We start from the raw sequence: 22,630 nt of genomic DNA on the forward strand, positions 1-22,630 counted from the left end.
TAGGGATTCATTACGAATCCCTATTTTTGTGACTTAAATTACTTCTTCTTATTAACCATAATTTCGTCAATTAAGCCGTATTCTTTTGCTTCTTCAGCAGTTAAGTAGTTATCACGTTCAGTATCTTTTTGAATCTTGTCTAATGGTTGACCAGTAGTTTCGTGCAAGATTTCATTGATCTTCTTACGACTCTTCAAAATTTCTTCAGCAGCGATTTGAATATCAGTTTGTTGACCTTGTGCACCACCTAATGGTTGGTGAATTAAAACTGTTGAATTTGGAAGAGCGAAACGCTTACCTTTAGTACCACTTGTCAAAAGAATTGAAGCCATTGATGCAGCCATACCAATTGCAATAGTAGATACGTCTGACTTAATGAAGTTCATAGTATCCATAATTGCAAGACCAGAGGTAATTACACCACCTGGTGAGTTAATGTATAATGAAATATCTTTAGTATTGTCTTGTGCATCAAGGAATAATAATTGAGCGATAATTGAGTTAGCCATTTGGTCATTAATTTCGCCACTCAACATAATAATTCTGTCTTTTAATAAGCGTGAGTAAATGTCATAAGCACGTTCACCACGTGCAGTTTGTTCAATAACTGTAGGTACGAGCATATTTTTGCCTCCTATAATAAACATTATTAATTAGCACTCATAAGAGTACAGTGCTAATTAAATCACTTACTTTTGTTCATGTCAATGAAAGTGTATTAATTTTGTATTTTTTATTACAATAATTTTATATTACAATGTAGAAGTAAGATTTTGTGTTTGGAGGAAATAATTTGAACTGTAAAAAATTATTAACTTTTACTGCTTCAGTTGTATTGAGCTTAGGCGTTGCCGCTAATACTACAAGTGTGGCATTTGCTGCTGATTCAAACAGTAATAAATCAACTGTTAGTGAAAGTACAAATGTTAAGAAAAAGAAGACTACACCCGCTCAAGTAACAACTAGTTATGATTTGATGACTAAGGTTGCCGGAAATAAGAATTATAAAGTTTGGAAATCCGTTAATAATGGCAAACCAGTTGGCAAGGTAGCCGATGGGATTAATTTCCGTTATAACCACATTCAATCTAATCAAAGTATTAAAACTAAGAAATATACTTATTGGTTAATTTATGTTGATGGTCGTCGCGTCGGTTGGGTTAATGAAAGATTCTTTGCAAGAAACGAAATTGCAGTTCCTAAGACAGTTTCTCTTGTGAATAATGAAAATTATCTCTTTGATACGCGTGATGCCATCAGCTACGCAACTGATGATACTGGTACAGTTGTAGATAATGATGAAGTTAGCGTTTCAAAAGATGGTGTAGATTGTACAGATCCAAAGACTTATAACGTTAAATATACTTATGGAAAAGCCAAGGCAACTGTAAAGATTACAGTTAGAAAGAGTACTAGTGAAGGAATCGGAAATGCAGATGCCGTTACTCCAAAGGAAGGTACTAATAGCTTAAAGAGTCCAGACAGTCACTATGGTTCATCTTTGAACTACATTAATCCAAAGGAATTTACTCCTGAAAAGAAAACACATTCATGGAGTAGTGATGACTTGACACTAAAGACCCGTCTTTTCCAACCAGTTTTACTTAGTGTAAAGACTGACACTAATAATGACGGTAATATTAACCGTGTAGGTCATATCCCTGAAGGATTAACTGTTTCAAATGGTTGGGCATATACTAGTTTGCTTAGTCACACTAACTTAATTCAAGGTCACATTGTTGGTTATAACTTGAATAAGTTGGTTAGTCCATATAACCCACAGAATCTTCTTACTATGAGTCAAAGCAAATTTAACACATACGTAAAGAATATTAAAGTTAGTCCATACATTCCAATTGGTCATGGACAAGCAATGGGATCAACCAAGAATTATATCTATGTTCTTGTTAATGATAATACTGAACAAACAAGTAATAAGTCTGAAGAATTAGTACAAATCCGTAAGAGCGATATGCTTATTAACAAGATTTGGACTATTAAGTGCTGGAACGGCAATGAAAACTCACCACGTTACTTCAAGAATGCCGTTATTACTAGCGATAAGCAAATGTATGGACTTTACTATGACAAGACTACAGATCGTTACGAATACTGGGAATTAAACCGTACTGGTGATAACTGGTACCCAACTTTAGTTGGTGCTACAAAAGGAAAATTTGTAGATAATGATTCACCAATTCAAGGATTCTCTTACGATACTAAGAATAAGAACTTTTATCTTGGATTTAACGATTTAATTGTTAAGGTTGGTCGTGACGGCGAGTTGAAGAAGTCATATACATTCTCAACTGGTAGAGAAATTGAAGGTATTTCAATAAGTGATGAACGTCTATACGTAAACCTAGCTCAACGTGCTGAATTACTTGAAAGTCAAAGTAAATTAAATTAAAAGTTAAAAAAACAGGATTAATTAATCCTGTTTTTTTAAAAACTTTTAAATTATTTTGATATTTCTTTTGCGTCTTCAGATTTTTTGATAGCTGGCAAAATCAATCCCAATGCTACTAAAATGATTGGTGTGATTACATTCAAGAAGAAGGTAAATCCATCAGGTGAATAAATACCGAGAAGACAACAAGCTGCAGTGATAACAAAACACCAAATACCAGCGGTGTATGCCAAGGCTTGGCTCTTGGTCATTTGATAGCTTGTTTCAAATTGACTTTGATGTTTTCGTAAGGCAATATATGCTGCAAATACCCAAAGATAGCGTAGTGGCATAGTAGTTGAGTTTAACTTAACTAATTGGGCCATAACTGACTGAGCATCGGGCAACAATGCCTGAGCAGCAATTAAGCCACCAGAAAGGATTACAACCATCCAGATACCATTGAGGTAAGCTCCATGTTTGTTAACCTTGAGCAGTTTCTTAGGAATGAATTCTTTAGCTTCTTTACTTGCAAGGAGCATTCTAAGTGGTGCGTCAATACTAATAACCAAAGTTGAGAATTGACCAATAACATTACACCATGAATAGATGTACATGAATAAACCACCAACGTGGTAATATTCTCCAAGTCTATCAAAGGCCATGTAGGCACCATTTGAAATATATTCATTTAAGTTATTATCAACAACTTTAGGGTCAAACATCAGAGCCATCGCAAAGGTCCCTAAGATAGCTGAAATCATAACCATAACTGCAAGTGCCATCATTGCTTTAGGGAAGTTCTTTGATGGATCTTTTACCTTATTAACATATGGTGAAATCTTTTCAGCACCACCAACGGCAAATACTAAAATCGAAAGTGAAGTTAAGTATTTAACATTAAATGTTGGCATCAAGTTCTTCCAGTTAAAATTAATACTGAGATAACTTGCATGTGGATTAATTGCAGGTGCTGCGAACATCATGATGATGAATAAAATTGACATGATGAACATTGATGTACCAGCAATAGTTGCAAGACCCTTTAATACGGTGATACCACGACTAGTTACCCAACAGAAAAATAAAAAGACAACTAATGTAGCAACTTGAGTAGTTGCAGTTGGTAAACTATCATACCAAATAGTATTTCCAAAGATCCCCCAGGCCATTGCTCTTAGGCCACCCGTACCTTTACTAGAAATATAAACGATGTGACAAGCCCAATAAGTCCATCCTGCATAATAAGCCCATTTAGCGCCCATTGTAGCATTTACCCAAGATGAAACCCCACCTTCAGAATTTTTGAAGGTGGCACCAAGTTCCCCAACCATCAGGGCGTAGGGAACGAAATAGAGCAGGAACATAACTATCCAACTAAAGACAACCTTTGTTCCATCGAAGTAGACATAACCATTAACAACATTACTGAACCCCCATACTGTAGAGAAGGCCATCATTGCTAATGAAGTCCACATCATTTTTTTAGGATTGTTTTGAGTTTCTACCATTAAATTTCTCCTATTCAAAAAAATAAATTGTGAACTTTTTCATTATATAACGGATAGCCCAAAAATGGGCAAAGGTTAATTAAAATCTCATAAAAAATAATAAATAATGTGCTAAAATAACAGTGTTTTAAAAACATTGGGAGGATTTTTATGAAAGTGAATAAGAAAGTCGCAAAAGTTTTGGCAATAAGTGCTGTGATGCTTAGTGGAGTATCATTATTAAACGCTGCACCAACTCAAGCAAAGAGTTTTAGTAAGGCTGTGACCAAGATTGCTGGTAATGGTAATTATGCTATTTATCACAATGTATCTAATGGAGGTCCATCAGGAAAGTTTACTTCAACTAAGTACTTTAAGCGTGGTCAAATCCAATCAAAGAAATATGTTTCAACCAAGAAGGGAAACTTCTGGGATATCTATGTTGATGGACGTCATGTTGGTTGGGTTAGTGAAAAATTCTTTGCAAGAAATCAAATTTCTGTGGCTAAGGAAGTTTCATTAGTAAGCAATCCAAATTATGCATTTCCAACTAGAGATGCAATTAATTACGTGACTAATAGTCAAGGTACTGCAGTTAACCCAGACAAGGTTAATGTTTCTAAAGCGCATATTAGTACCAAAGGTGGCACGGTAAATTATAGTTATGGTAAAGCTAAAGCTAGCGTAAATATATCTATTTATGATGGCGAAGAAGCAGGCGCTGATAAGACACCACAAAAAGGCTTCAAGACAAGTTCAACATGGAGCGGTAGTTCTAAGAGTTCATCACGTAATTGGAATGCAGCACATCATTATAGCTCAGAAACTAGTGGTAATACTTTTAGATCAAACGGCTTAACCCTAAAGACTAGATTATTCCAACCTAGATTTGTCAGTTTAGGTTATGGACAAGCAGCAGATGCTATGGGTCAAGTTGGTGTAATTCCAGAAGGTATTACAGTTAATGGCGGTATTTTCACTACTTCAATGTTTACAAGCAGTAGTAATCAACATGGACACTTGGTATCTTACAATTTAAATGCTTTAGGTAGTAAAACTGCTGCTCAAAACTTAACTACAATGAGTTGGAGTAACTTTAAGCACTATGCAAGCAATATCAAAGTAAGTCCATACATTAAGTTAGGTCATGGTCAATCACTTGGATCAAGTAGTTCATATATCTATGTATTAGCTAATGACAATAAGTACACTAATGGTCCTAAGTCAGAAGAAATTCTTCAAATCCGTAAGAGTGATATGAAGATTAACAAGATTTGGACATTTAGCATTGCTTCTAACCGCTACATCCACAATGCAACTTTCACAAATGATGGAACCATGTACGCATTATTCCACAATGGTGGAAACAACCACTATGAATACTGGAAAGTAAGTTTAGATGGTGATGCATGGAAAGCTAATGAAGTAGGTGCAACCAAAGGTTCATTTATTTCAAATTCACCAGTTCAAGGTTTTGCATACAGTAATGGCCGCTTCTTTATTGGATTCAACGATAACATTTTCCAAGTTTCAGAAAGTGGTAAGGCTCAAAAGCATTACAAATTTAATGTAAGAAGAGAATTAGAAGGTATGTCTGCTAATGGTTCTAAGCTTTATGTTCAATTTGCCCAAAGAGCCGAATTAACAGAGGGTAGAATTTAATTTTAGGATTTAATTATAAAAAGTTGCCTTCAATCGGAGGCAACTTTTTTTGGTTTCATTATGAAGAAAATTAGTTTTATTTTTTTATTATTAATTTTTGGTTTTACTTATAGCAGTCAAAAAATTTCTGCTAAAAGTTATGGTCAATATCAAACTAAAATCGTAAATAATCATAAGTTTCAAATCTATGAAAGATTGACTAGGAAAGGGCCTAGTAGGCCAATGGCTAATACTAGAAGTCTTCGGTTAGCAAATTATCAGTCAAAGCTTTCGAGAAAGGTTCGCGGACAAAGATATTGGTTTCTTTACATTAATGGTCATAGTGCAGGCTGGGTTAATGAGAAAGCTTTTAGAAGAAGTAAAATTTCAGTTGCAAGGCATATTAGTTTAGTTTATAACCCGGCATATAAATTTCCTACTAGGGATGCAATCAATTATGTGACAAATTCTCATGGCAGCGTAATTTCTAAGAGTAAAGTTAATGTTTCAGCTAAGTCTGTATCCTCGACGAATATTGGTAGTCATGTGATTAGCTACAATTATGGTAAAGCTCATGCCAAAGCGATTGTTACAGTTAGATCAGATGAGCAAGAAGGAATTGTTAAGGTTAGAAATAAATTTAAACCCGGTAAAACGCAATCAACTTGGAAGCATCACTATAAAACTTCAGGTAATTGGGGTAAAAGTTATGCACCAGAAACAAAGAGCCATAAATTAAAGAGTGGAAATTTAGATTTAAAAACAGTATTTTATCAGCCAGCTACATTAAGTATAGGTAATTCAGTACAAGGTGCTGTTGGACCAACACCAGAAGGCTTAACTGTATCAGGAAAAAGAGCATATATTGCGATGTTTCAAAAACCTTACCGACAAAATGCTAGAATTGTTTCTTATAATTTAAAGAAAGTACCACGTTATGAATTACAAAAATTACCATGGCTAAGCTGGAATAAGTTTGTTGCTTTATCCAAAAATATAAAAATTAGTCCATTAATTAAGTTAGGACACGGTCAGTCCTTAAGTTCAACTAAAAACTATCTTTATGTAATTGCTAATGACCATACTTTGAAGAATAGTTTCAAATCTGAAGAAATCATGCAAATTCGTAAGAGTGATTTAACAATTAAAAGAATTTGGACTTTTAGAATTTGGAATGCACGTAAAAAATATAGTTATTATGTGCATAATGCGGTTTTTGTAAATGATCATCGCTTTTATGCAGTTTTTCATAATGGAAGAAAGCATAAATTCCAATATTGGCAAGTTGATAAAGTTGGAAATAAATGGGTACCAAAACAAGTAGGCGCAAGTCAAGGCGAATTCATGAGAAATAATTCACCAATGCAGGGATTAACTTACGATAAAATTAATAAGAATTTTTATTTAGCTTTTAATGATTACATTTTTAAAATTGCCAAAAATGGAAAAGTATTGAGTACAAGTCACTTTAATACTGGTAGAGAGTTTGAAGGAATAAGTGCTCGAAGAGGTAAGTTATTTGCTGAATTAGCAGAAAGACCAGAATTACTGGTAAGCCCGATTAATTAGAAAAAAAGAAGCCATCGCGATTGCGATGGCTTTTTATATGGGCCCCCTGGGAGTCGAACCCAGATTTTAAGAACCGGAATCTTACGTGCGATCCATTACACTAAGGGCCCTATAAGCACTCCAATTATAGCAAAAATTACTTATGAATGAAAACTTTTTCAATTCAATTTGAATAATCTTAAAAAGCTAAAAGTTTTCCTTGAATTACAAAAAATAGATTGTTATACTAACATTGTCGATGAGAGATGTAGATTGAACAGAAAAAGTTCTTGAGAATACATGTCTCTTATATTTTTAGACTATCTGGGACATAAAATGACACATTGATGGTCGTTTTACGTCCCGAGGAAAGGAGGAGCTTATGAACTCGGACTTTTCCTTGCTCGAAGCTCTGGTTCCTGATGTCCTAAAGATACTTCGACAAAGATATCTTGTTCTTGAGCAAATTTCACTTAATGCGCCTGTTGGGCGAAGAAGCGTTGCTCAACGATTAGGTCTATCGGAACGAAATGTTAGAACTGAGACTGATTATTTAAAAAAATCGGGTTTAATCGAAATAAAAAGTTTCGGTATGGTTTTAACAGAAAAAGGCGAGAAGACCTTACAAGATGCAGCACCCCTGATCGATCGGTTATTTAATGCTGGTGAGACGGAAGTTAAGCTAGCACAGAAATTAGGGATTGATCGAACAATTATTGTTCCTGGAAATGCTGATTTGCAAGATCGAGTATTTCAAGAAATGGGAGAGGCGTTAAGCTCAGCACTTGATTTACTTCTTCCACTAGGTCCAACAATTGTTACTGTGTTAGGTGGGTTGGCGTTAGCAAATTCTGCTAAATATTTATCAAGTGCGCTTGGAAATAATCGTCAACTTGAATTTGTTCCTGGACGTGGTGCTTTGGGTGAAAATGCATTGACTCAAAGTAATACAATCGTTCAGGAGATGGCAATCAAAACCAACGGTACATATAAAACTTTATATTTACCTGAGCAGGTTTCTGATACTGCCTACAAATCCCTCATTCGTGAGGCATCTATTGCAGACGTGCTTCAAGATATTTCACAAAGCGATGCAGTGATTCATGGTATTGGCTTAGCTCAAGAAATGGCTAAGCGAAGAGGCTATGATTCAATTAAATTATCTGAGCTGCGTGAAAAAAATGCTGTCACCGAATGTTTCGGGTGTTTCTTCGATGACAAAGGAGAGATTGTCGACCGCATCACCCAGGTTGGTTTGCAGTTCGAAAATCTAAAGAAAATACCTCACATATTTGCCTTTGCTTGCGGAAGCAAAAAAGCTGAAGCAATTAAAGCTTATATGCCAAATGCGCCTCGTCAAACCTGGTTAATTACTGACGAAGGTGCCTCAGATATGATTTTAAAGGGGAATTAAAATCCCGTTTAAAATAAATTGTTGTTTATAGTTCTTAAGGAGGACTTTTAGGTTATGACAGTTAAAATTGGTATTAACGGCTTTGGCCGTATCGGTCGTTTAGCATTCCGTCGTATTATGGATTTAGGCGAAAAGTCAAAGGATATCGAAGTTGTTGCAATTAACGACTTGACCACTCCAGCACTTTTAGCACAATTGCTTAAGTACGACTCAACTCATGGTACTTTCAACCACGAAGTTTCAGCTACTGAAGACTCAATCGTTGTTGACGGTAAGAAGTACCGTGTTTACGCAGAACCACAAGCTCAAAACATTCCTTGGGTTAAGAACGACGGTGTTGACTTCGTTCTTGAATGTACTGGTTTCTACACTAGCAAGGCTAAGTCACAAGCTCACATCGATGCAGGTGCAAAGCGTGTATTGATTTCTGCTCCAGCAGGTAACGACTTGAAGACTATCGTTTACTCAGTAAACCAAGATACTTTGACTGCTGATGACAAGATTGTTTCAGCTGGTTCATGTACTACTAACTCATTGGCACCAATGGTTAACGCTTTACAAAAGGAATTTGGTATCGAAGTTGGTACTATGACTACTATCCACGCTTACACTTCAACTCAAATGATCTTGGATGGTCCTGTACGTGGTGGTAACTTACGTGCTGCACGTGCTGCTGCAATCAACATTATTCCTCACTCAACTGGTGCTGCTAAGGCTATCGGTCTTGTAATTCCAGAATTGAACGGTAAGTTGAACGGTCACGCACAACGTGTTCCAGTTCCAGATGGTTCAGTAACTGAATTAGTAACTATCTTAGGTAAGGACGTAACTGCTGACGAAGTTAACGCAGCTATGAAGAAGTACGAAAGTCCTTCATTTGAATACGATGACAACAACATTGTTTCAAGTGATATCTTAGGTAGAACTGCTGGTTCAATCTTTGACCCAACTCAAACTATGGTAACTACTGCAGGTGACAAGCAATTAGTTAAGACTGTTGCTTGGTACGACAATGAATACTCATTCACTTGCCAAATGGTTCGTACTTTATTACACTTTGCAACTCTTTAATTTTAAATTAAAAGTTAAGTGTTAAATGAGAAGGCGGAGGGAGATTCTTCCTTCCGCCTTTTTTTAAAGAAAAAATTTAAAGAAATATATTCGGAGGGATTTCGATGGCTAAATTAATCGTTTCAGATCTCGATGTTAAAGGCAAAAAAGTTTTAGTTCGTGTAGACTTTAACGTTCCAATTAAAGATGGTGTTATCGGTGATGATAACCGTATCGTTGCTGCACTTCCAACTATCAAGTACATTATTGATAATGGTGGTAAGGCAATTCTTTTGAGTCACTTAGGTCGTATTAAGAGCGATGCTGACAAGAAGGAATTGACTTTGAAGCCAGTTGCAGAACGTTTAAGTGAATTACTTAAGAAGCCTGTAACTTTCGTACCTGAAAATGAAGGTAAGGAAGTTGAAGAAACTATTAACAACATGAAAGATGGCGACGTTGTTGTTCTTGAAAACACTAGATTCCAAGATATCGACAACGATTTCGGTAAGCGTGAATCAGGTAACGATCCTAAGCTTGGCGAATACTGGGCAAGCCTTGGCGATATGTTCGTAAACGACGCATTTGGTACTGCTCACAGAAGCCACGCTTCAAATGTTGGTATTGCTACTGCTATGAAGGCAGAAGGTAAGCCTGCAGCTGCTGGTTACTTGATGGAAAAGGAAATTAAGTTCTTAGGTGATGCTGTTGAAAATCCAGTTCACCCATTCGTAACTATTCTTGGTGGTGCTAAGGTATCAGACAAGATTGGTGTTATTGAAAACTTAATTCCTAAGTCAGATCACATCTTAATCGGTGGTGGTATGGCTTACACATTCTTAGCAGCACAAGGTCACAAGATTGGTAAGTCATTATTTGAAGCTGACAAGGTTGAACTTGCCAAGAGTCTTTTAGAAAAGGCTGGCGACAAGATTGTTCTTCCTGTTGACCACGTTGCAGCTACTGAATTCTCAAACGATGCTTCACACGAAGTTGTAGGTATTGATATTCCTGACAACATGATGGGTCTTGACATCGGTCCTAAGACTGTTGAAAAATTCAAGGATATCTTGAAGGATGCTAAGACTGTTGTTTGGAACGGACCAATGGGTGCTTTCGAAATGCCTAACTACGCTGAAGGTACTTTAGAAGTTGGTCGTGCATTGGCTGACTTGAAGGATGCCATCACTATTATCGGTGGTGGTGACTCAACTGCTGCTGCTAAGCAATTAGGTATCGCTCCTAAGATTACTCACATTTCTACTGGTGGTGGTGCTTCACTTAATTACCTTGAAGGTAAGGAATTACCAGGTATCGCTTGCATCTCAGATAAGTAGAATTAAGGAAGGAAATTAGTATAATGCGTACACCAATTATTGCTGGTAACTGGAAGTTACATATGAACCCAGAACAAACTACTGAATTTGTTAATGCTGTAAAGGACAAATTACCAGATTCAGATAAGGTTGAATCACTTATTTGTGCTCCTGCTGTTGACCTTGATGCTTTAAGAAAAGCAGCAGCTGGCTCAAACTTACACATTGGAGCAGAAAACTGCTACTTTGAAGATGAAGGTGCCTTTACTGGTGAAACTTCACCTAAGGTTTTGAGCGAAATGGGTATGAATTACGTTATTATTGGACACTCAGAACGTCGTGAATACTTCCACGAAACTGATGAAGAAATTAACAAGAAGGCAAAGGCTATCTTTGCTAACAACATGACTCCAATTCTTTGCTGTGGTGAAAGTCTTGAAACTCGTGAAGCAAACAAGCAAGAAGAATGGGTTGTAGGTCAAATTAAGGCAGATGTTGAAGGTTTAACTGCTGAACAAGTTTCTAAGCTTGTTATTGCTTATGAACCAATCTGGGCAATCGGTACTGGTAAGACTGCTAGTTCAGATCAAGCTGAAGAAATGTGCAAGACTATTCGTGAAACTATCAAGGACTTGTACAACGAAGAAACTGCAGAAAACGTTCGTATTCAATACGGTGGTTCTGTAAAGCCTGCAAATGTTAAGGAATTAATGGCTAAGCCAGACATTGATGGTGGTTTAGTTGGTGGTGCTTCACTTGTACCAGATTCATTCCTTGCATTAGTAAATTACCAAGACTAATAATTAATAAAAAGAACTCCGAAAGGGGTTCTTTTTTTTATATTTTAAATTGAAATATTAAAATATAGCCCTTGCATTTTTATTTTAAAGTAGTACTATATAAATGAAGATCTGATCAAACACTGATTAGATCTTCAAAATTCAGTCTCTGCCAGTTCCTTATTACTCAAAAATAATTACGGCAGATACATCTATATCTATATCACTTTCTTAAAGGCAGTTATGGGATATCCATAGCTGTCTTTTAATTTGCAATTTCGTATAATATAAGTTAAGAAAATAAATAGTAAATATGGAGGCAAAAATGATTAGAAAAGCAAAAAGAGACGATTTTCCATTCATTTATCCAATATTAAAGCAAATCTTTGAAGAGATGGATATGGCAAGTATCAAGAAGTTACCAGAAGATCAATTTTATGCTTTAATGAAACAAGGATTTATTTCGGATTATTATCGCTATTCATATCGTAGAATTTGGGTACATACTAATGAAGAAAATATTCCTAATGGAATGCTAACAATGTATTCATATGAGGATCAAAAAATTATTGATTTTGCTTTAAGAAAAGAATACGCAAAAGTTGGCCTCCCTTTGACTACAGTCATTTTTGATGATCAAGAAGCTTGGCCTAATGAATGGTACATTGATGCGCTTGCGGTCAGTCCTAAACATTGGGGTGAAGGAATCGGTCAGAAATTACTTGATATTGCTCCAAAGATTGCAAAAGAGCGCGGTTATTCGATTATCAGCCTAAATGTAGATAAAGAAAACCCTCGTGCGCAAAAATTATATGCGTACAAGGGTTTTAAAACCACTAAGTCAATGACAATTGGTGATCGTGTTTATGATCACATGATAAAAGAAATTTAGTTTAAGTAGATAATTTTGGATTAATTGGTGGAAAAATCGGTAACTTAAGTGGTGTTACATGCCATTGAGTTAATAAGACAGTAATTAGTAAGATATATGGAATATCTTCGAATTTTGAAATATTACATACTAAGACAACACCATTATCTCCCATAATTGTTTTGACACTTGCAACGTTCTTAGCTCCGGCTCTAAATGTGTAAGTGCCTTTTTTTATACTTCCTGTGATTAAATAATTTAAGTGGGTTACAAAGAATAAATTAGCTAATGGATTATTGATTTTTTTAACTTTGGCAATTGGCTCGTTTATGATATCAACTGTAAATGATGCAATAAATTTTGAATAATCCGTAAATAATCTACCCATTTCATCATTATTAAGATCTACTAAGTATAATGTGTGGTTAGGATTGTCTAAATTACCACGAATAAAATATTGTATTTTACCATTTGGTCCAGTAATTGGAATTTGTCCATATGATTTTTTTTGATGTAACTCTAGTAAGAATTCCATATTCTCACCCCATTATTATTGTTTTAATAAAATATCACTGCTTAAAGTTTTTAATTCGAGTTATTAGGTAATTTAATGAAGCTAACACTCACATATTTACTTAATTTCATGATACCATAGATAGGATTAGAAAAGAGGTTGTCCAAGTGAAAAAGAAGTTAATCGGTAATGATTGGGATGAAATTCTTGATCCGGTTTTTGCTAGTGATAGTTATCAGCAATTACATAATTTTTTGAAGGAAGAATATGCAACTAAACAGATTTTCCCTGATATGTATCATATTTTTACTGCCTTCAAGTTAACTTCTTTTGCAGATACTAAGGTAGTAATCTTAGGACAAGACCCATATCATAATCCTGGGCAAGCAACTGGGATGAGCTTTTCAGTTATGCCTGGTATTAATTTACCGCCATCACTTAAAAATATTTATAAAGAGTTATATGATGATGTTGGTGCTATGCCAGTAGAGCATGGATATCTGAAGAAATGGGCCGATCAAGGCGTATTACTTCTTAATGCAGTGTTAACAGTTCCATATGGTCATGCAAATGGACACCAAGGCAAGGGCTGGGAAAATGTGACTGATGCTGCTATTAAGGCCTTAAGTGAACGAGGAAAAGTTGTTTTCATATTATGGGGAAGATTCGCCCAAAATAAAATTCCCTTAATTGATGAGAGTAAGAACGTGATCATAAAATCACCTCATCCAAGTCCGTTTTCTGCAGATCGAGGCTTTTTTGGCTCAAGACCATTCTCTAGATGTAATGCGGCGTTAATCAAATTTGGTGAAAATCCAATTGATTGGCAATTGCCCGAACATGTGACTAAAGCAGATTTGATTTAAAGCGAGGTAAATAAATATGAGTAGTGTATTTGATGTATTCAAGAGACAAGTAAAAAATGCTGAAAAAAAGCCTAAATTAGTTTTCCCTGAAGGTGATGATTTAAGGGTATTAGAAGCTGTTTCTAAGCTTGAAGAAGAAAAATTAATAGATATTATCCTTTTAGGAAATCCAACAGAAGTTCGTCAAAAGGCCAAAGATAACGGCTTTAATATTGATACTATTAAGATCATCGATCCAGAAGATTACGAAGATTTTGACAAAATGTGTAAAGAGTTTGTCGAAGTTCGTCGAGGAAAGAATACAATTGCAGATGCACAAAAGATGCTTAAAGCTACTACCTACTTTGGAACTATGCTTGTAAAGATGGGATTTGCCGATGGTATGGTTTCAGGTGCAGCACATTCAACCGCAGATACGGTTCGCCCAGCCCTTCAAATTGTTAAAACCAAAAAGGGAATGAAGCGAGTATCTGGTGTTATGATTATGGAACGTGGTGATGAAAGATATATTTTTGCCGACTGTGCAATGAATATCGATCCAGATAGTGATGGGTTAGTTGAAATCGGCTATGAGGCCGTAAAGATTGCTGAAATGGCTGAAGTTGATCCAAGGGTGGCATTTTTAAGCTTTTCAACTAAGGGATCGGCTCAAGGTGAAATGGTTACTAAGGTTGCAGATGCAACAGAAAAATTTAAGAAATTATATCCAAATATTCCAGCTGATGGTGAATTACAATTTGATGCTGCATTTGTCCCTTCAGTAGGTGAAAGTAAGGCACCTGGTTCAAAAGTTGCTGGTCGTGCTAATGTTTTTATTTTCCCAGAATTACAATCAGGAAATATTGGCTACAAGATTGCTCAACGTCTTGGTAACTTTAATGCAGTAGGTCCTGTTTTAGCAGGATTAGCTGCTCCTATTAATGATTTATCACGTGGTGCAAGCAGTGAAGATATTTATATGATGGGAATTTTGACTGCTGCACAAGTTTTAGCAGAGGATAAATAATGAAATTAGAAATTAATTCAGCAGAATCAATGCAAAAGTTAGGTAGAGCAATTGCTCAAACTGCTAGGCCGCACGACGTTTTGTTATTAACTGGTGATTTAGGAGCCGGAAAAACTACAATGACTCAGGGAATTGGACGCGCTCTAGGAATTAGACGTCCAATAAAAAGTCCAACATTTACGATTGTTAGAGAATATCGAGATGCAAAGATGCCATTGTTTCATATGGACTTTTACCGATTAGAGCATGATGATTTATCATCAATCGATTTAAATGCTTATCTTGAGGAACCGGGATTAGTAGTCATTGAATGGCCTCAATTAATTATGAATGATTTACCAGACAGTCATCTGCAATTAAAAATTGAACGAGTAGATGATAGTTGGGATTCAACTAAAAGAGTTGTGAATTTCGAGCCACAAGGTAAGCGAAATGATACTTGGGTCAAAGAAATAATTGAAGAGTTTAATAAATAGTAAAAGAGAGTTTGCTCTAAATTGCAAACTCTCTTTTATATTTGATAAATAAAATTTTTAAGTGCATCATCACCGAACTCTTGATTTTGCTTAATTAAAATTTCAGCACAAGCTTCACTATCACTTAAAGCATTATGATGGTGCCAAAGATTAATATTTAAAGCATCAGAAACTGTATCTAATTTATGATTAGGTAGATCTGACTCTAAAGCGCGACTAGTAGCAAGTGTATCGATTACTAAATAATGTGGTTCATCAATACTATATCGTGCAAGAGATTGTTTCATTACATTTGTATCAAATCTTGCATTATGTGCAGCAACAAGCATACCTGGTTGATATAATTGTGAAATTTTAGGCCAAACTTCAGCCATCGTTGGGGCATTTTTTACATCTTCTGCAGTAATTTGGTGAACCTGAATATTTCTTGCATCGAAGGGCATTTGTGGATTGATCACAGTATAAAAACGATCAACAATCTTATTATCCCTAACCATCACTAAAGCGAGGGAACAAGCACTTTCTGGAAACCGATTTGCAGTTTCAAAATCCATTGCGATAAAATTCATTTTTTCTCCTTTAAAACAAATTAAGTATAACATAGGATGAACCTTAGGCATTAATGAGGTAAAATAAATAAAGATATTAAGAGAGGGTGCATACTCATTGAACTTGCTTGACTTAAAAAAAGACGGAATTGATGTACAAGAAAACATCGCTTTAAGTAAATATACTTTTACTAAAACTGGTGGACGGGCCGAATTTTTAGCTTTTCCTAAAAGCGTAGAAGAATTAAAGCAGCTAATAAAAAGCGCAAATGATGCCAAGATGCCAATTACGGTTATTGGAAATGCTTCAAATTTGATAATTCGTGATGGTGGAATCGATGGATTGGTTATTATTTTAACTAAAATGAAATCAATCACAGTTAATGGTGATGAAGTAACTGCTCAAGCTGGTGCAAGAATAATTGATACGGCATTTACAGCAGCTAATGCGGGATTGTCAGGGCTTGAATTCGCTGCGGGTATTCCAGGGAGTGTTGGTGGTGCAGTCTTTATGAATGCTGGTGCATATGGCGGTGAAACAAAAGATGCTATTAAGACTGTTACAGTACTTACAAGTAGCGATGAAATTAAGACTTATACCAATGAAGAAATGGAATTCTCATATCGTCATTCAAGGGTTCAAGAAAATGATGATATTGTAATTGAAGCAACTTTTGCTTTAACACCTGATGATAAAGCAAAAATTCTTGATCAAATGAATTATTTAAATGCCTTACGCCGTTATAAGCAACCCCTTGAATATCCATCCTGCGGGAGTGTATTTAAGCGCCCTAAAGGTCATTTTGTAGGACCAATGATAATTGAAGCTGGCCTTCAAGGTAAACAGATTGGTGGTGCGCAAGACTCTACTAAACATGCAGGATTTATCGTGAATAAAGGTGGAGCAACCGCAACAGATTATTTAGATCTTATTCATTACATTCAAAAAGTAATTAAAGAAAAGTTTGATATTGATTTACAAACAGAAGTTAGAATAATTGGTAAAGAATAGAAATTAGAAGCAGGCTACAGGCTATGAGGCTTGTAGCCATTTTTATTTTTTTGGGAATAACGATGAAGATTATAGAGTTAAAGCATGTAAACAAACGATATGACGATGGTTTTGTAGCACTTAAGGATATTAATTTAGAGATTGAATCAGGAAAATTTTATTCATTATTGGGACCAAGTGGGTCAGGTAAATCAACGATTCTAAGAATTATTGCAGGGTTTACCAATCCTACCGATGGAAAAATATATTTTGATGGAAAAGATATCACTAATTTAGATCCAGCTAAGAGACAAATAAATACTGTTTTTCAAAATTATGCTCTTTTTCCACATTTAAATGTTTTTGAAAATGTGGCCTTTGGTTTAAAAATCAAAAAAGTACCAATGGACAAAATTAAAGCGGCTGTTAGGGATGCTCTTCATATGGTAAGACTTGATGGCTATGCTAATCGGGAAATTTCTGAACTTAGTGGCGGTCAGCAACAACGTGTGGCAATTGCAAGAGCGATTGTTAATGAGCCAAAAGTTCTGCTTCTTGATGAATCTCTTTCAGCACTTGATAAACGTCTTCGAAAAGAGATGCAGTTTGAATTAAGAGCTATCCAAAAGAAGTTAGGGATCACTTTTATTTTTGTTACTCATGATCAAGAAGAAGCGCTATCGATGAGTGATGAAATTTTTGTTTTGAACGATGGTAAAATTCAACAAAACGGAAGTCCAGTGGATATTTATGATGAACCGATCAATGATTTTGTGGCACGCTTTATCGGTGACTCGAATATTTTGCCGGGTCGAATGATTAAGGATTATGAAGTTGAATTTGCTAATAAGAAGTTTCAATGTGCAGATGCCGGAATGAGGCCGAATGAAAAAGTTGAAGTGGTTTTGAGACCTGAAGATTTGGATATTACTAGTCCTGAAAAAGGGAAGCTTGTAGTAACAGCTCAAACGCAACTATTTTTGGGTGATCACTTTGAAATTAAGGCAATTGATGCTGATGAAAATGAGTGGCTCATCCAGTCAATTAATGGTTGTAAATTGAATGAACGAATTGGATTATATTTTGATCCTGAAGATATTCATGTAATGAGACTCCATGAAAGTCAAGAAGACTTTGATGCAAGACTAGAAAGTTATGAAGGAGACGACGAAAATGAATAATAAAAAAGCTCGCGCCTTTTTCATGATTCCATATCTTACTTGGATCATTTTATTTGTGATTTTACCAATCTTATTGATTCTTTGGTATTCCTTAACTGATAGTAATAATCACTTTACTTTGAATAATTTTGTAACGTTTTTTAGAAATGGGACCTTTTTAAGAATGATGCTGAATTCATTTTGGTATGCTTTCTTAATAACTCTGGTCACTTTACTAGTTTCTTATCCAGCCGCTTATTTTTTGACAAAGGTTAAAAATCAACAGATCTGGTTATTACTAATTATTTTGCCAACGTGGATTAATTTGCTGCTTAAGGCATATGCGTTTATTGGTATTTTAGGAAATAATGGCTTAGTAAATAAATTTTTGCAGTTATTTGGAATTGGCCCAGTTAATATTTTATTTACTGATTTTGCCTTTATGTTTGTGGCGACATATATTGAAATACCTTTCATGATATTGCCAATTTATAATGCAATTAAAGAGATAAATCCTGCAGTTATTCAAGCTTCAGAAGATTTAGGGGCCAGTAAGTGGCAGACGTTTAGATATGTACTTTGGCCACTTTCATGGCCTGGGGTTGAAAGTGGAATCCAAGCTATTTTTATTCCTTCATTATCACTGTTTATGCTAACTCGTTTAATTGGTGGTAATCGAGTTATTACTCTAGGCACAGCGATAGAAGAATATTTCATGACAACCATGAATTGGAACATGGGTGCGACTATCGGTGTTGTTTTAATTGTTTTGATGATTATCGTAATGCTTGTGACAGGTAGAAGACAAAAGAGAAAGAAGGTAAATCTATGAGAAAAAATTCAATTTTTGCAAGGGTCTACCTTTCTTTTATCTTAGTAATTTTATATATTCCCATTTTCTATTTGATCTACTTTTCATTTTCTAGTGGAAAAAATATGAATAAATTCGGTCAATTTACTTTAAGTCATTATCAAGATTTGTTTCAAGATAATCGATTATTAGCAATTTTTTTGGAGACGATTTTACTCGCATTACTATCTAGTTTAATTGCAACAATAGTTGGAACATTTGGTGCTCTTGCAATTACAATGGTGAAAAAGAAAGCGCAAAAAAATACTTTATTAGCTTTGAACAATGTCTTGATGGTTTCACCTGATGTAATCATTGGAGCTAGTTTCTTAATCTTTTTTACTGCATTAGGTTTTGGACTTAATTTCGGCTCAGTTTTATTAAGTCATATTGCTTTTTCAATTCCGATAGTAGTGTTGATGGTTTTACCAAGATTAAATGAAATGGATTTTTCATTAATTGATGCAGCAAGAGACCTAGGTGCTAGTGGCTATCAGGTTTTCAGTAATGTAATGATTCCAACCATGCTTCCTGGAATTGCAGCCGGCATGTTTATGGCGTTAACTTATTCACTTGACGATTTTGCAGTAACATTTTTTGTTACTGGAAATGGTTTTTCCACTCTTTCAGTTGAAATTTATTCTAGAGCAAGACAAGGAATTGATCTCGAGATTAATGCGCTAAGTACCGTGATGTTTCTCTTTGTTTTGGTTTTAGTAATCATTTATTATTTCTTAACTAAGAGAAGAGTTAAAAAGGGCAAGCGAATGATTGGAGGTTTGATTAAATGAAAAAAATTATTTGGTCAACCATTTCAATTTTGTTAGCCTGCATTTTATTGGGCTATGGAGCAGTTAAGTTAAATAAGCCAACAACTCAAACCAAAAGGCAAAATTTAATTATTTATAATTGGGGCGATTACTTAGATCCTAAATTGATCAAAGAATTTGAAAATAAAACCGGATATCATGTAGTTTATGAAACCTTTGATTCAAATGAAGCAATGTATACCAAAATTAAGCAAGGCGGGACCGCTTATGATTTGACTATTCCGTCTGAATACATGGTATCAAAGATGAAAAAGGCTAATCTTGTAGAGCCGATTGATACTAAAAAGATTAGTAATTTTAAATATATTGATTCTAATTTTTTGCATCAATCATTTGATCCAGATAATAAATATTCTATTCCATATTTCTGGGGAACCTTAGGTATTGTCTATAACGATAAATTTGTTAAAAAAGGCTCAATTACTAATTGGAATGATCTGTGGAAGAAGCAATATCATAACAAGATTCTTCTAGTTGATTCGGCTAGGGATATCATGGGGATGTCATTAGCATCGATGGGTTATTCAATGAATACTACCAATTCTTTACGCCTTCATTTGGCCCAGACAAAGCTTGATGGATTGGGAGATAATATTAAGGCGATTATTTCAGATGAAATGAAAATGTATATGACTCAAAATGAAGCAGCAATTGGTGTAACTTGGTCAGGTGAAGCTCATGAAATGATGGAGAACAATTCTCATCTTTATTATGTAGTGCCGAATCCTAGTTCAAATTTATGGATAGATAATTTTGTGATTCCTAAAACTGCTAAAAATAAAAAAGCCGCATATGAATTTATCAATTTTATGCTTGAACCAAAAAATGCAGCTCGAAATGCCGAGTATGTTGGATATGCAACGCCAAATTGGGCAGCCAAAAAATTACTACCGAAGAAAGTTCAAAATAATAAAGGCTTTTATCCACCTGATAGCACGATTAAAGGTTTACAAGTTTATCGGGATTTAGGTTCAAAAGTTACTCAAGAATATAATGATTTATTTTTGGAATTTAAAATGTATGCTCATTAATCTATAATTAAGATAATTAGTGAAAGGAGATATTTATCAGTAATATGAATCATTTCAATGTAGCAAGTTTGCTCACTTGGAATAATCTTTCTATTGCTCTTGATGTATTAATAATTTGGTACCTCGTTTATCGTTTAATTATGTTGATCCGAGGAACTAAAGTTGTACAGCTTGCAAAAGGAATAGTTTTTATTTTCATAGTGAGAATAATTGCAGGATATTTGCAACTCCATGCCGTTACTTATATTGTTGATCAAATAGTATCTTGGTCGGTAGTTGGAATTATTGTGATTTTCCAACCAGAAATCCGAAGAGGGTTAGAACACATTGGACGGATCTTTAGTGGTCATGAAAATAGTGAACATGATAAGTCCGTTCATTTGGTTAATGAATTAGATAAAGCTATTCAATATATGTCTAAGAGAAGAATTGGTGCTCTTATTACAATTCAGCAAGAAACAGGATTGGATGATTATGTTGAAACGGGTATTAAATTGGATGCAGATGTTTCAGGTGAATTGCTTATAAATATCTTTATTCCAAATACTCCTTTACATGATGGGGCTGTGATTATTAATAATAATCGAATTCTAGTTGCTGCAGCATATCTCCCTTTATCGGATAGTAGTATGATTCCTAAGCGGTTGGGAACTCGGCACAGAGCTGCGGTTGGGATTTCTGAAGTTACAGATGCTATTACAATTGTGGTTTCTGAAGAAACCGGTGGTGTAACAATTACTCGTAATGGTAGATTCTTATTGGACTTATCAAGAGAAGAATATTTGAAATATCTAAATGCAGAATTAGTTCCAGAGCAAGATGTACCAACTAAGTGGTATCAAAAATGGCTTAATAAGATTTGGAAGTGGGGTGCCGATCGATGAAAAATTTTTGGTCTAAAACCTGGGTTATTCGGATCGTTTCTCTACTATTAGCAATTTTAATTGTTGTTTACATTGATTCGACTCAAACCGGGTTTATCTCACAAATTCAACAAAATAAAACCAGGCAGACAGCAACAGAGACAAGAACAATTAAAGTTCCGCTACAAGTTTCAGTAGATACTGACCAATATTATGTTGTTGGTTATCCAGAAAAAGTGAAAATTACCCTTGAAGGATCAAATGCTTTAGTAACTTCAGCGATTAATACTCAAAATTTTCGTGCATATATTGATTTAGGAAATCAAAAAATTGGTCAACATACTGTACCTGTAAGAGTCAGCGGTTTAAGTAAGCAGATTAACTATCAAGTTAATCCAAAAACTATCAAAGTTGATATCGAACGTAGAAAATCGCGCACATTGCCAGTGCAAATAGAGTATAATAAAAATGCTGTGGCAAAAGGTTATCATTTTGGTAAGACTAGCGCAGATCCAAATCAAGTTGAAGTAACTGGTGCCTTAAGCGAGGTAAATCAAATTGATCAAATTGTTGCTAAGGTCTCATTACCTAACGGAATTGATCATAATTTTGAAAGACAAGTTATTTTGACGGCAGTTGATAAAAAAGGTCGACCATTAAATGTAGTGATCGAGCCGTCAACTGCTAGAGTAGTTGTACCGATTTCTATTGCTAAGAAAAAAGTAAAACTGAGCTTGAATTCTAAAAATGAAAATAGCAATAAAGTTTACTCGGTAACAGCTAAGCAGAGTGAAGTTACTCTATTTGGAGATAAAACGAAATTGGATAAGATTGATGAGGTTAGTGTTGATATTGATTTAAATAAAATTATTTCTTCAACAACTGAGACGTATCCAATCAAACTTCCAAGTGGAGTAGTTAAGTCTGATCCTGATAAAGTTCAGATTTCAATTAAAGTGAAAAATACAAGAAATTAATAAAACAGGAAGGTTTTTTC

General features: G+C 35.0%; 22 protein-coding genes and 1 tRNA gene. 18 read left to right on the plus strand and 5 right to left on the minus strand.

Going from position 1 to position 22,630, the window contains the following annotated elements; genetic code table 11:
- Window positions 1-38: 38 nt before the first annotated feature.
- Window positions 39-623 carry an ATP-dependent Clp endopeptidase proteolytic subunit ClpP gene (gene clpP, locus NFR82_RS04745; RefSeq protein WP_251717144.1) on the minus strand — a complete coding sequence of 195 codons (585 nt, stop codon included), beginning with the start codon at window positions 621-623 and terminating at the stop codon, window positions 39-41.
- A 170-nt stretch (window positions 624-793) separates the two neighbouring features.
- On the opposite strand from clpP, the gene NFR82_RS04750 reads away from it, so the two are divergent.
- Entirely contained in the window at window positions 794-2,410 is a 1,617-nt protein-coding gene (locus tag NFR82_RS04750; protein ID WP_251717145.1) for a GW dipeptide domain-containing protein, read from the plus strand.
- Between the two features lie 50 nt (window positions 2,411-2,460).
- Here the strand turns inward: NFR82_RS04750 and NFR82_RS04755 are convergent, their stop codons facing one another.
- Window positions 2,461-3,900 (minus strand): APC family permease, encoded by a 1,440-nt coding sequence (locus NFR82_RS04755; protein WP_251717146.1) that lies wholly within the window; start codon window positions 3,898-3,900, stop codon window positions 2,461-2,463.
- A 150-nt stretch (window positions 3,901-4,050) separates the two neighbouring features.
- Here NFR82_RS04755 and NFR82_RS04760 point away from each other — a divergent pair, with 150 nt between their 5' ends.
- Window positions 4,051-5,541 (plus strand): LBA0864 family S-layer associated protein, encoded by a 1,491-nt coding sequence (locus NFR82_RS04760; RefSeq protein WP_251717147.1) that lies wholly within the window; start codon window positions 4,051-4,053, stop codon window positions 5,539-5,541.
- 60 nt (window positions 5,542-5,601) lie between these two features.
- Entirely contained in the window at window positions 5,602-7,089 is a 1,488-nt protein-coding gene (locus tag NFR82_RS04765) for a hypothetical protein (RefSeq protein ID WP_251717148.1), read from the plus strand.
- A 38-nt stretch (window positions 7,090-7,127) separates the two neighbouring features.
- On the opposite strand, the gene NFR82_RS04770 is transcribed toward NFR82_RS04765, so the two are convergent.
- Window positions 7,128-7,199 (minus strand) — tRNA-Arg (locus tag NFR82_RS04770).
- 251 nt (window positions 7,200-7,450) lie between these two features.
- Here NFR82_RS04770 and NFR82_RS04775 point away from each other — a divergent pair.
- From NFR82_RS04775 to NFR82_RS04795, 5 genes are all read left to right on the plus strand, one after another.
- A complete protein-coding gene (locus NFR82_RS04775; RefSeq protein WP_251717149.1) occupies window positions 7,451-8,482 on the plus strand; it encodes a sugar-binding transcriptional regulator in 1,032 nt (343 codons plus the stop codon).
- 54 nt (window positions 8,483-8,536) lie between these two features.
- Window positions 8,537-9,553, plus strand: a complete 1,017-nt coding sequence (gene gap / locus NFR82_RS04780) for a type I glyceraldehyde-3-phosphate dehydrogenase (protein WP_251717150.1) — start codon at window positions 8,537-8,539, stop codon at window positions 9,551-9,553.
- Window positions 9,554-9,657: 104 nt separating this feature from the next.
- On the plus strand, window positions 9,658-10,869 hold the full coding sequence (locus tag NFR82_RS04785) for a phosphoglycerate kinase (protein ID WP_251717151.1): 1,212 nt from the start codon (window positions 9,658-9,660) through the stop codon (window positions 10,867-10,869).
- Window positions 10,870-10,892: 23 nt separating this feature from the next.
- Entirely contained in the window at window positions 10,893-11,648 is a 756-nt protein-coding gene (tpiA, locus tag NFR82_RS04790; RefSeq protein WP_251717152.1) for a triose-phosphate isomerase, read from the plus strand.
- Window positions 11,649-11,952: 304 nt separating this feature from the next.
- Complete coding sequence (locus NFR82_RS04795) at window positions 11,953-12,519, plus strand: GNAT family N-acetyltransferase (protein ID WP_251717153.1); 567 nt, start codon at window positions 11,953-11,955, stop codon at window positions 12,517-12,519.
- Window position 12,520: 1 nt separating this feature from the next.
- Here NFR82_RS04795 and NFR82_RS04800 read toward each other — a convergent pair whose 3' ends face one another.
- Entirely contained in the window at window positions 12,521-13,033 is a 513-nt protein-coding gene (locus NFR82_RS04800; RefSeq protein WP_251717154.1) for an LURP-one-related/scramblase family protein, read from the minus strand.
- A gap of 146 nt (window positions 13,034-13,179) precedes the next feature.
- Here NFR82_RS04800 and NFR82_RS04805 point away from each other — a divergent pair, with 146 nt between their 5' ends.
- Genes NFR82_RS04805 through tsaE form a run of 3 tightly spaced genes read left to right on the plus strand, consistent with a single transcriptional unit; the run spans window position 13,180 to window position 15,360 of the window.
- Window positions 13,180-13,878, plus strand: coding sequence for a uracil-DNA glycosylase (locus NFR82_RS04805; RefSeq protein ID WP_251717155.1), 699 nt, complete (start codon window positions 13,180-13,182; stop codon window positions 13,876-13,878).
- Between the two features lie 16 nt (window positions 13,879-13,894).
- Window positions 13,895-14,884 carry a phosphate acetyltransferase gene (gene pta / locus NFR82_RS04810; RefSeq protein WP_251717156.1) on the plus strand — a complete coding sequence of 330 codons (990 nt, stop codon included), beginning with the start codon at window positions 13,895-13,897 and terminating at the stop codon, window positions 14,882-14,884.
- Window positions 14,881-15,360, plus strand: a complete 480-nt coding sequence (gene tsaE, locus NFR82_RS04815; RefSeq protein WP_251717173.1) for a tRNA (adenosine(37)-N6)-threonylcarbamoyltransferase complex ATPase subunit type 1 TsaE — start codon at window positions 14,881-14,883, stop codon at window positions 15,358-15,360. Before pta ends, tsaE begins: the two co-directional genes overlap by 4 nt.
- 35 nt (window positions 15,361-15,395) lie before the next feature.
- Here the strand turns inward: tsaE and NFR82_RS04820 are convergent, their stop codons facing one another.
- A complete protein-coding gene (locus tag NFR82_RS04820; protein WP_251717157.1) occupies window positions 15,396-15,929 on the minus strand; it encodes a 3'-5' exonuclease in 534 nt (177 codons plus the stop codon).
- A gap of 97 nt (window positions 15,930-16,026) precedes the next feature.
- On the opposite strand from NFR82_RS04820, the gene murB reads away from it, so the two are divergent.
- From murB to NFR82_RS04855, 7 genes are all read left to right on the plus strand, one after another.
- The gene (gene murB, locus NFR82_RS04825) at window positions 16,027-16,920 is read left to right on the plus strand and encodes a UDP-N-acetylmuramate dehydrogenase (RefSeq protein WP_251717158.1); all 894 of its coding nucleotides are present in this window, start codon (window positions 16,027-16,029) and stop codon (window positions 16,918-16,920) included.
- A gap of 62 nt (window positions 16,921-16,982) precedes the next feature.
- Entirely contained in the window at window positions 16,983-18,080 is a 1,098-nt protein-coding gene (locus NFR82_RS04830; protein ID WP_251717159.1) for an ABC transporter ATP-binding protein, read from the plus strand.
- On the plus strand, window positions 18,073-18,891 hold the full coding sequence (locus tag NFR82_RS04835; protein WP_251717160.1) for an ABC transporter permease: 819 nt from the start codon (window positions 18,073-18,075) through the stop codon (window positions 18,889-18,891). Before NFR82_RS04830 ends, NFR82_RS04835 begins: the two co-directional genes overlap by 8 nt.
- Entirely contained in the window at window positions 18,888-19,700 is an 813-nt protein-coding gene (locus NFR82_RS04840; protein ID WP_251717161.1) for an ABC transporter permease, read from the plus strand. Before NFR82_RS04835 ends, NFR82_RS04840 begins: the two co-directional genes overlap by 4 nt.
- Window positions 19,697-20,770, plus strand: coding sequence for an ABC transporter substrate-binding protein (locus tag NFR82_RS04845; RefSeq protein ID WP_251717162.1), 1,074 nt, complete (start codon window positions 19,697-19,699; stop codon window positions 20,768-20,770). The genes NFR82_RS04840 and NFR82_RS04845 overlap by 4 nt, the downstream gene beginning before the upstream one ends.
- Window positions 20,771-20,814: 44 nt before the next feature.
- On the plus strand, window positions 20,815-21,654 hold the full coding sequence (gene cdaA / locus NFR82_RS04850; RefSeq protein ID WP_251717163.1) for a diadenylate cyclase CdaA: 840 nt from the start codon (window positions 20,815-20,817) through the stop codon (window positions 21,652-21,654).
- Window positions 21,651-22,610 (plus strand): CdaR family protein, encoded by a 960-nt coding sequence (locus tag NFR82_RS04855; protein WP_251717164.1) that lies wholly within the window; start codon window positions 21,651-21,653, stop codon window positions 22,608-22,610. Before cdaA ends, NFR82_RS04855 begins: the two co-directional genes overlap by 4 nt.
- Window positions 22,611-22,630 lie beyond the last annotated feature (20 nt).

Source organism: Lactobacillus agrestimuris (genome assembly GCF_943193025.1).
In the GTDB taxonomy this organism is placed as follows: Bacteria; Bacillota; Bacilli; order Lactobacillales; family Lactobacillaceae; genus Lactobacillus; species Lactobacillus agrestimuris.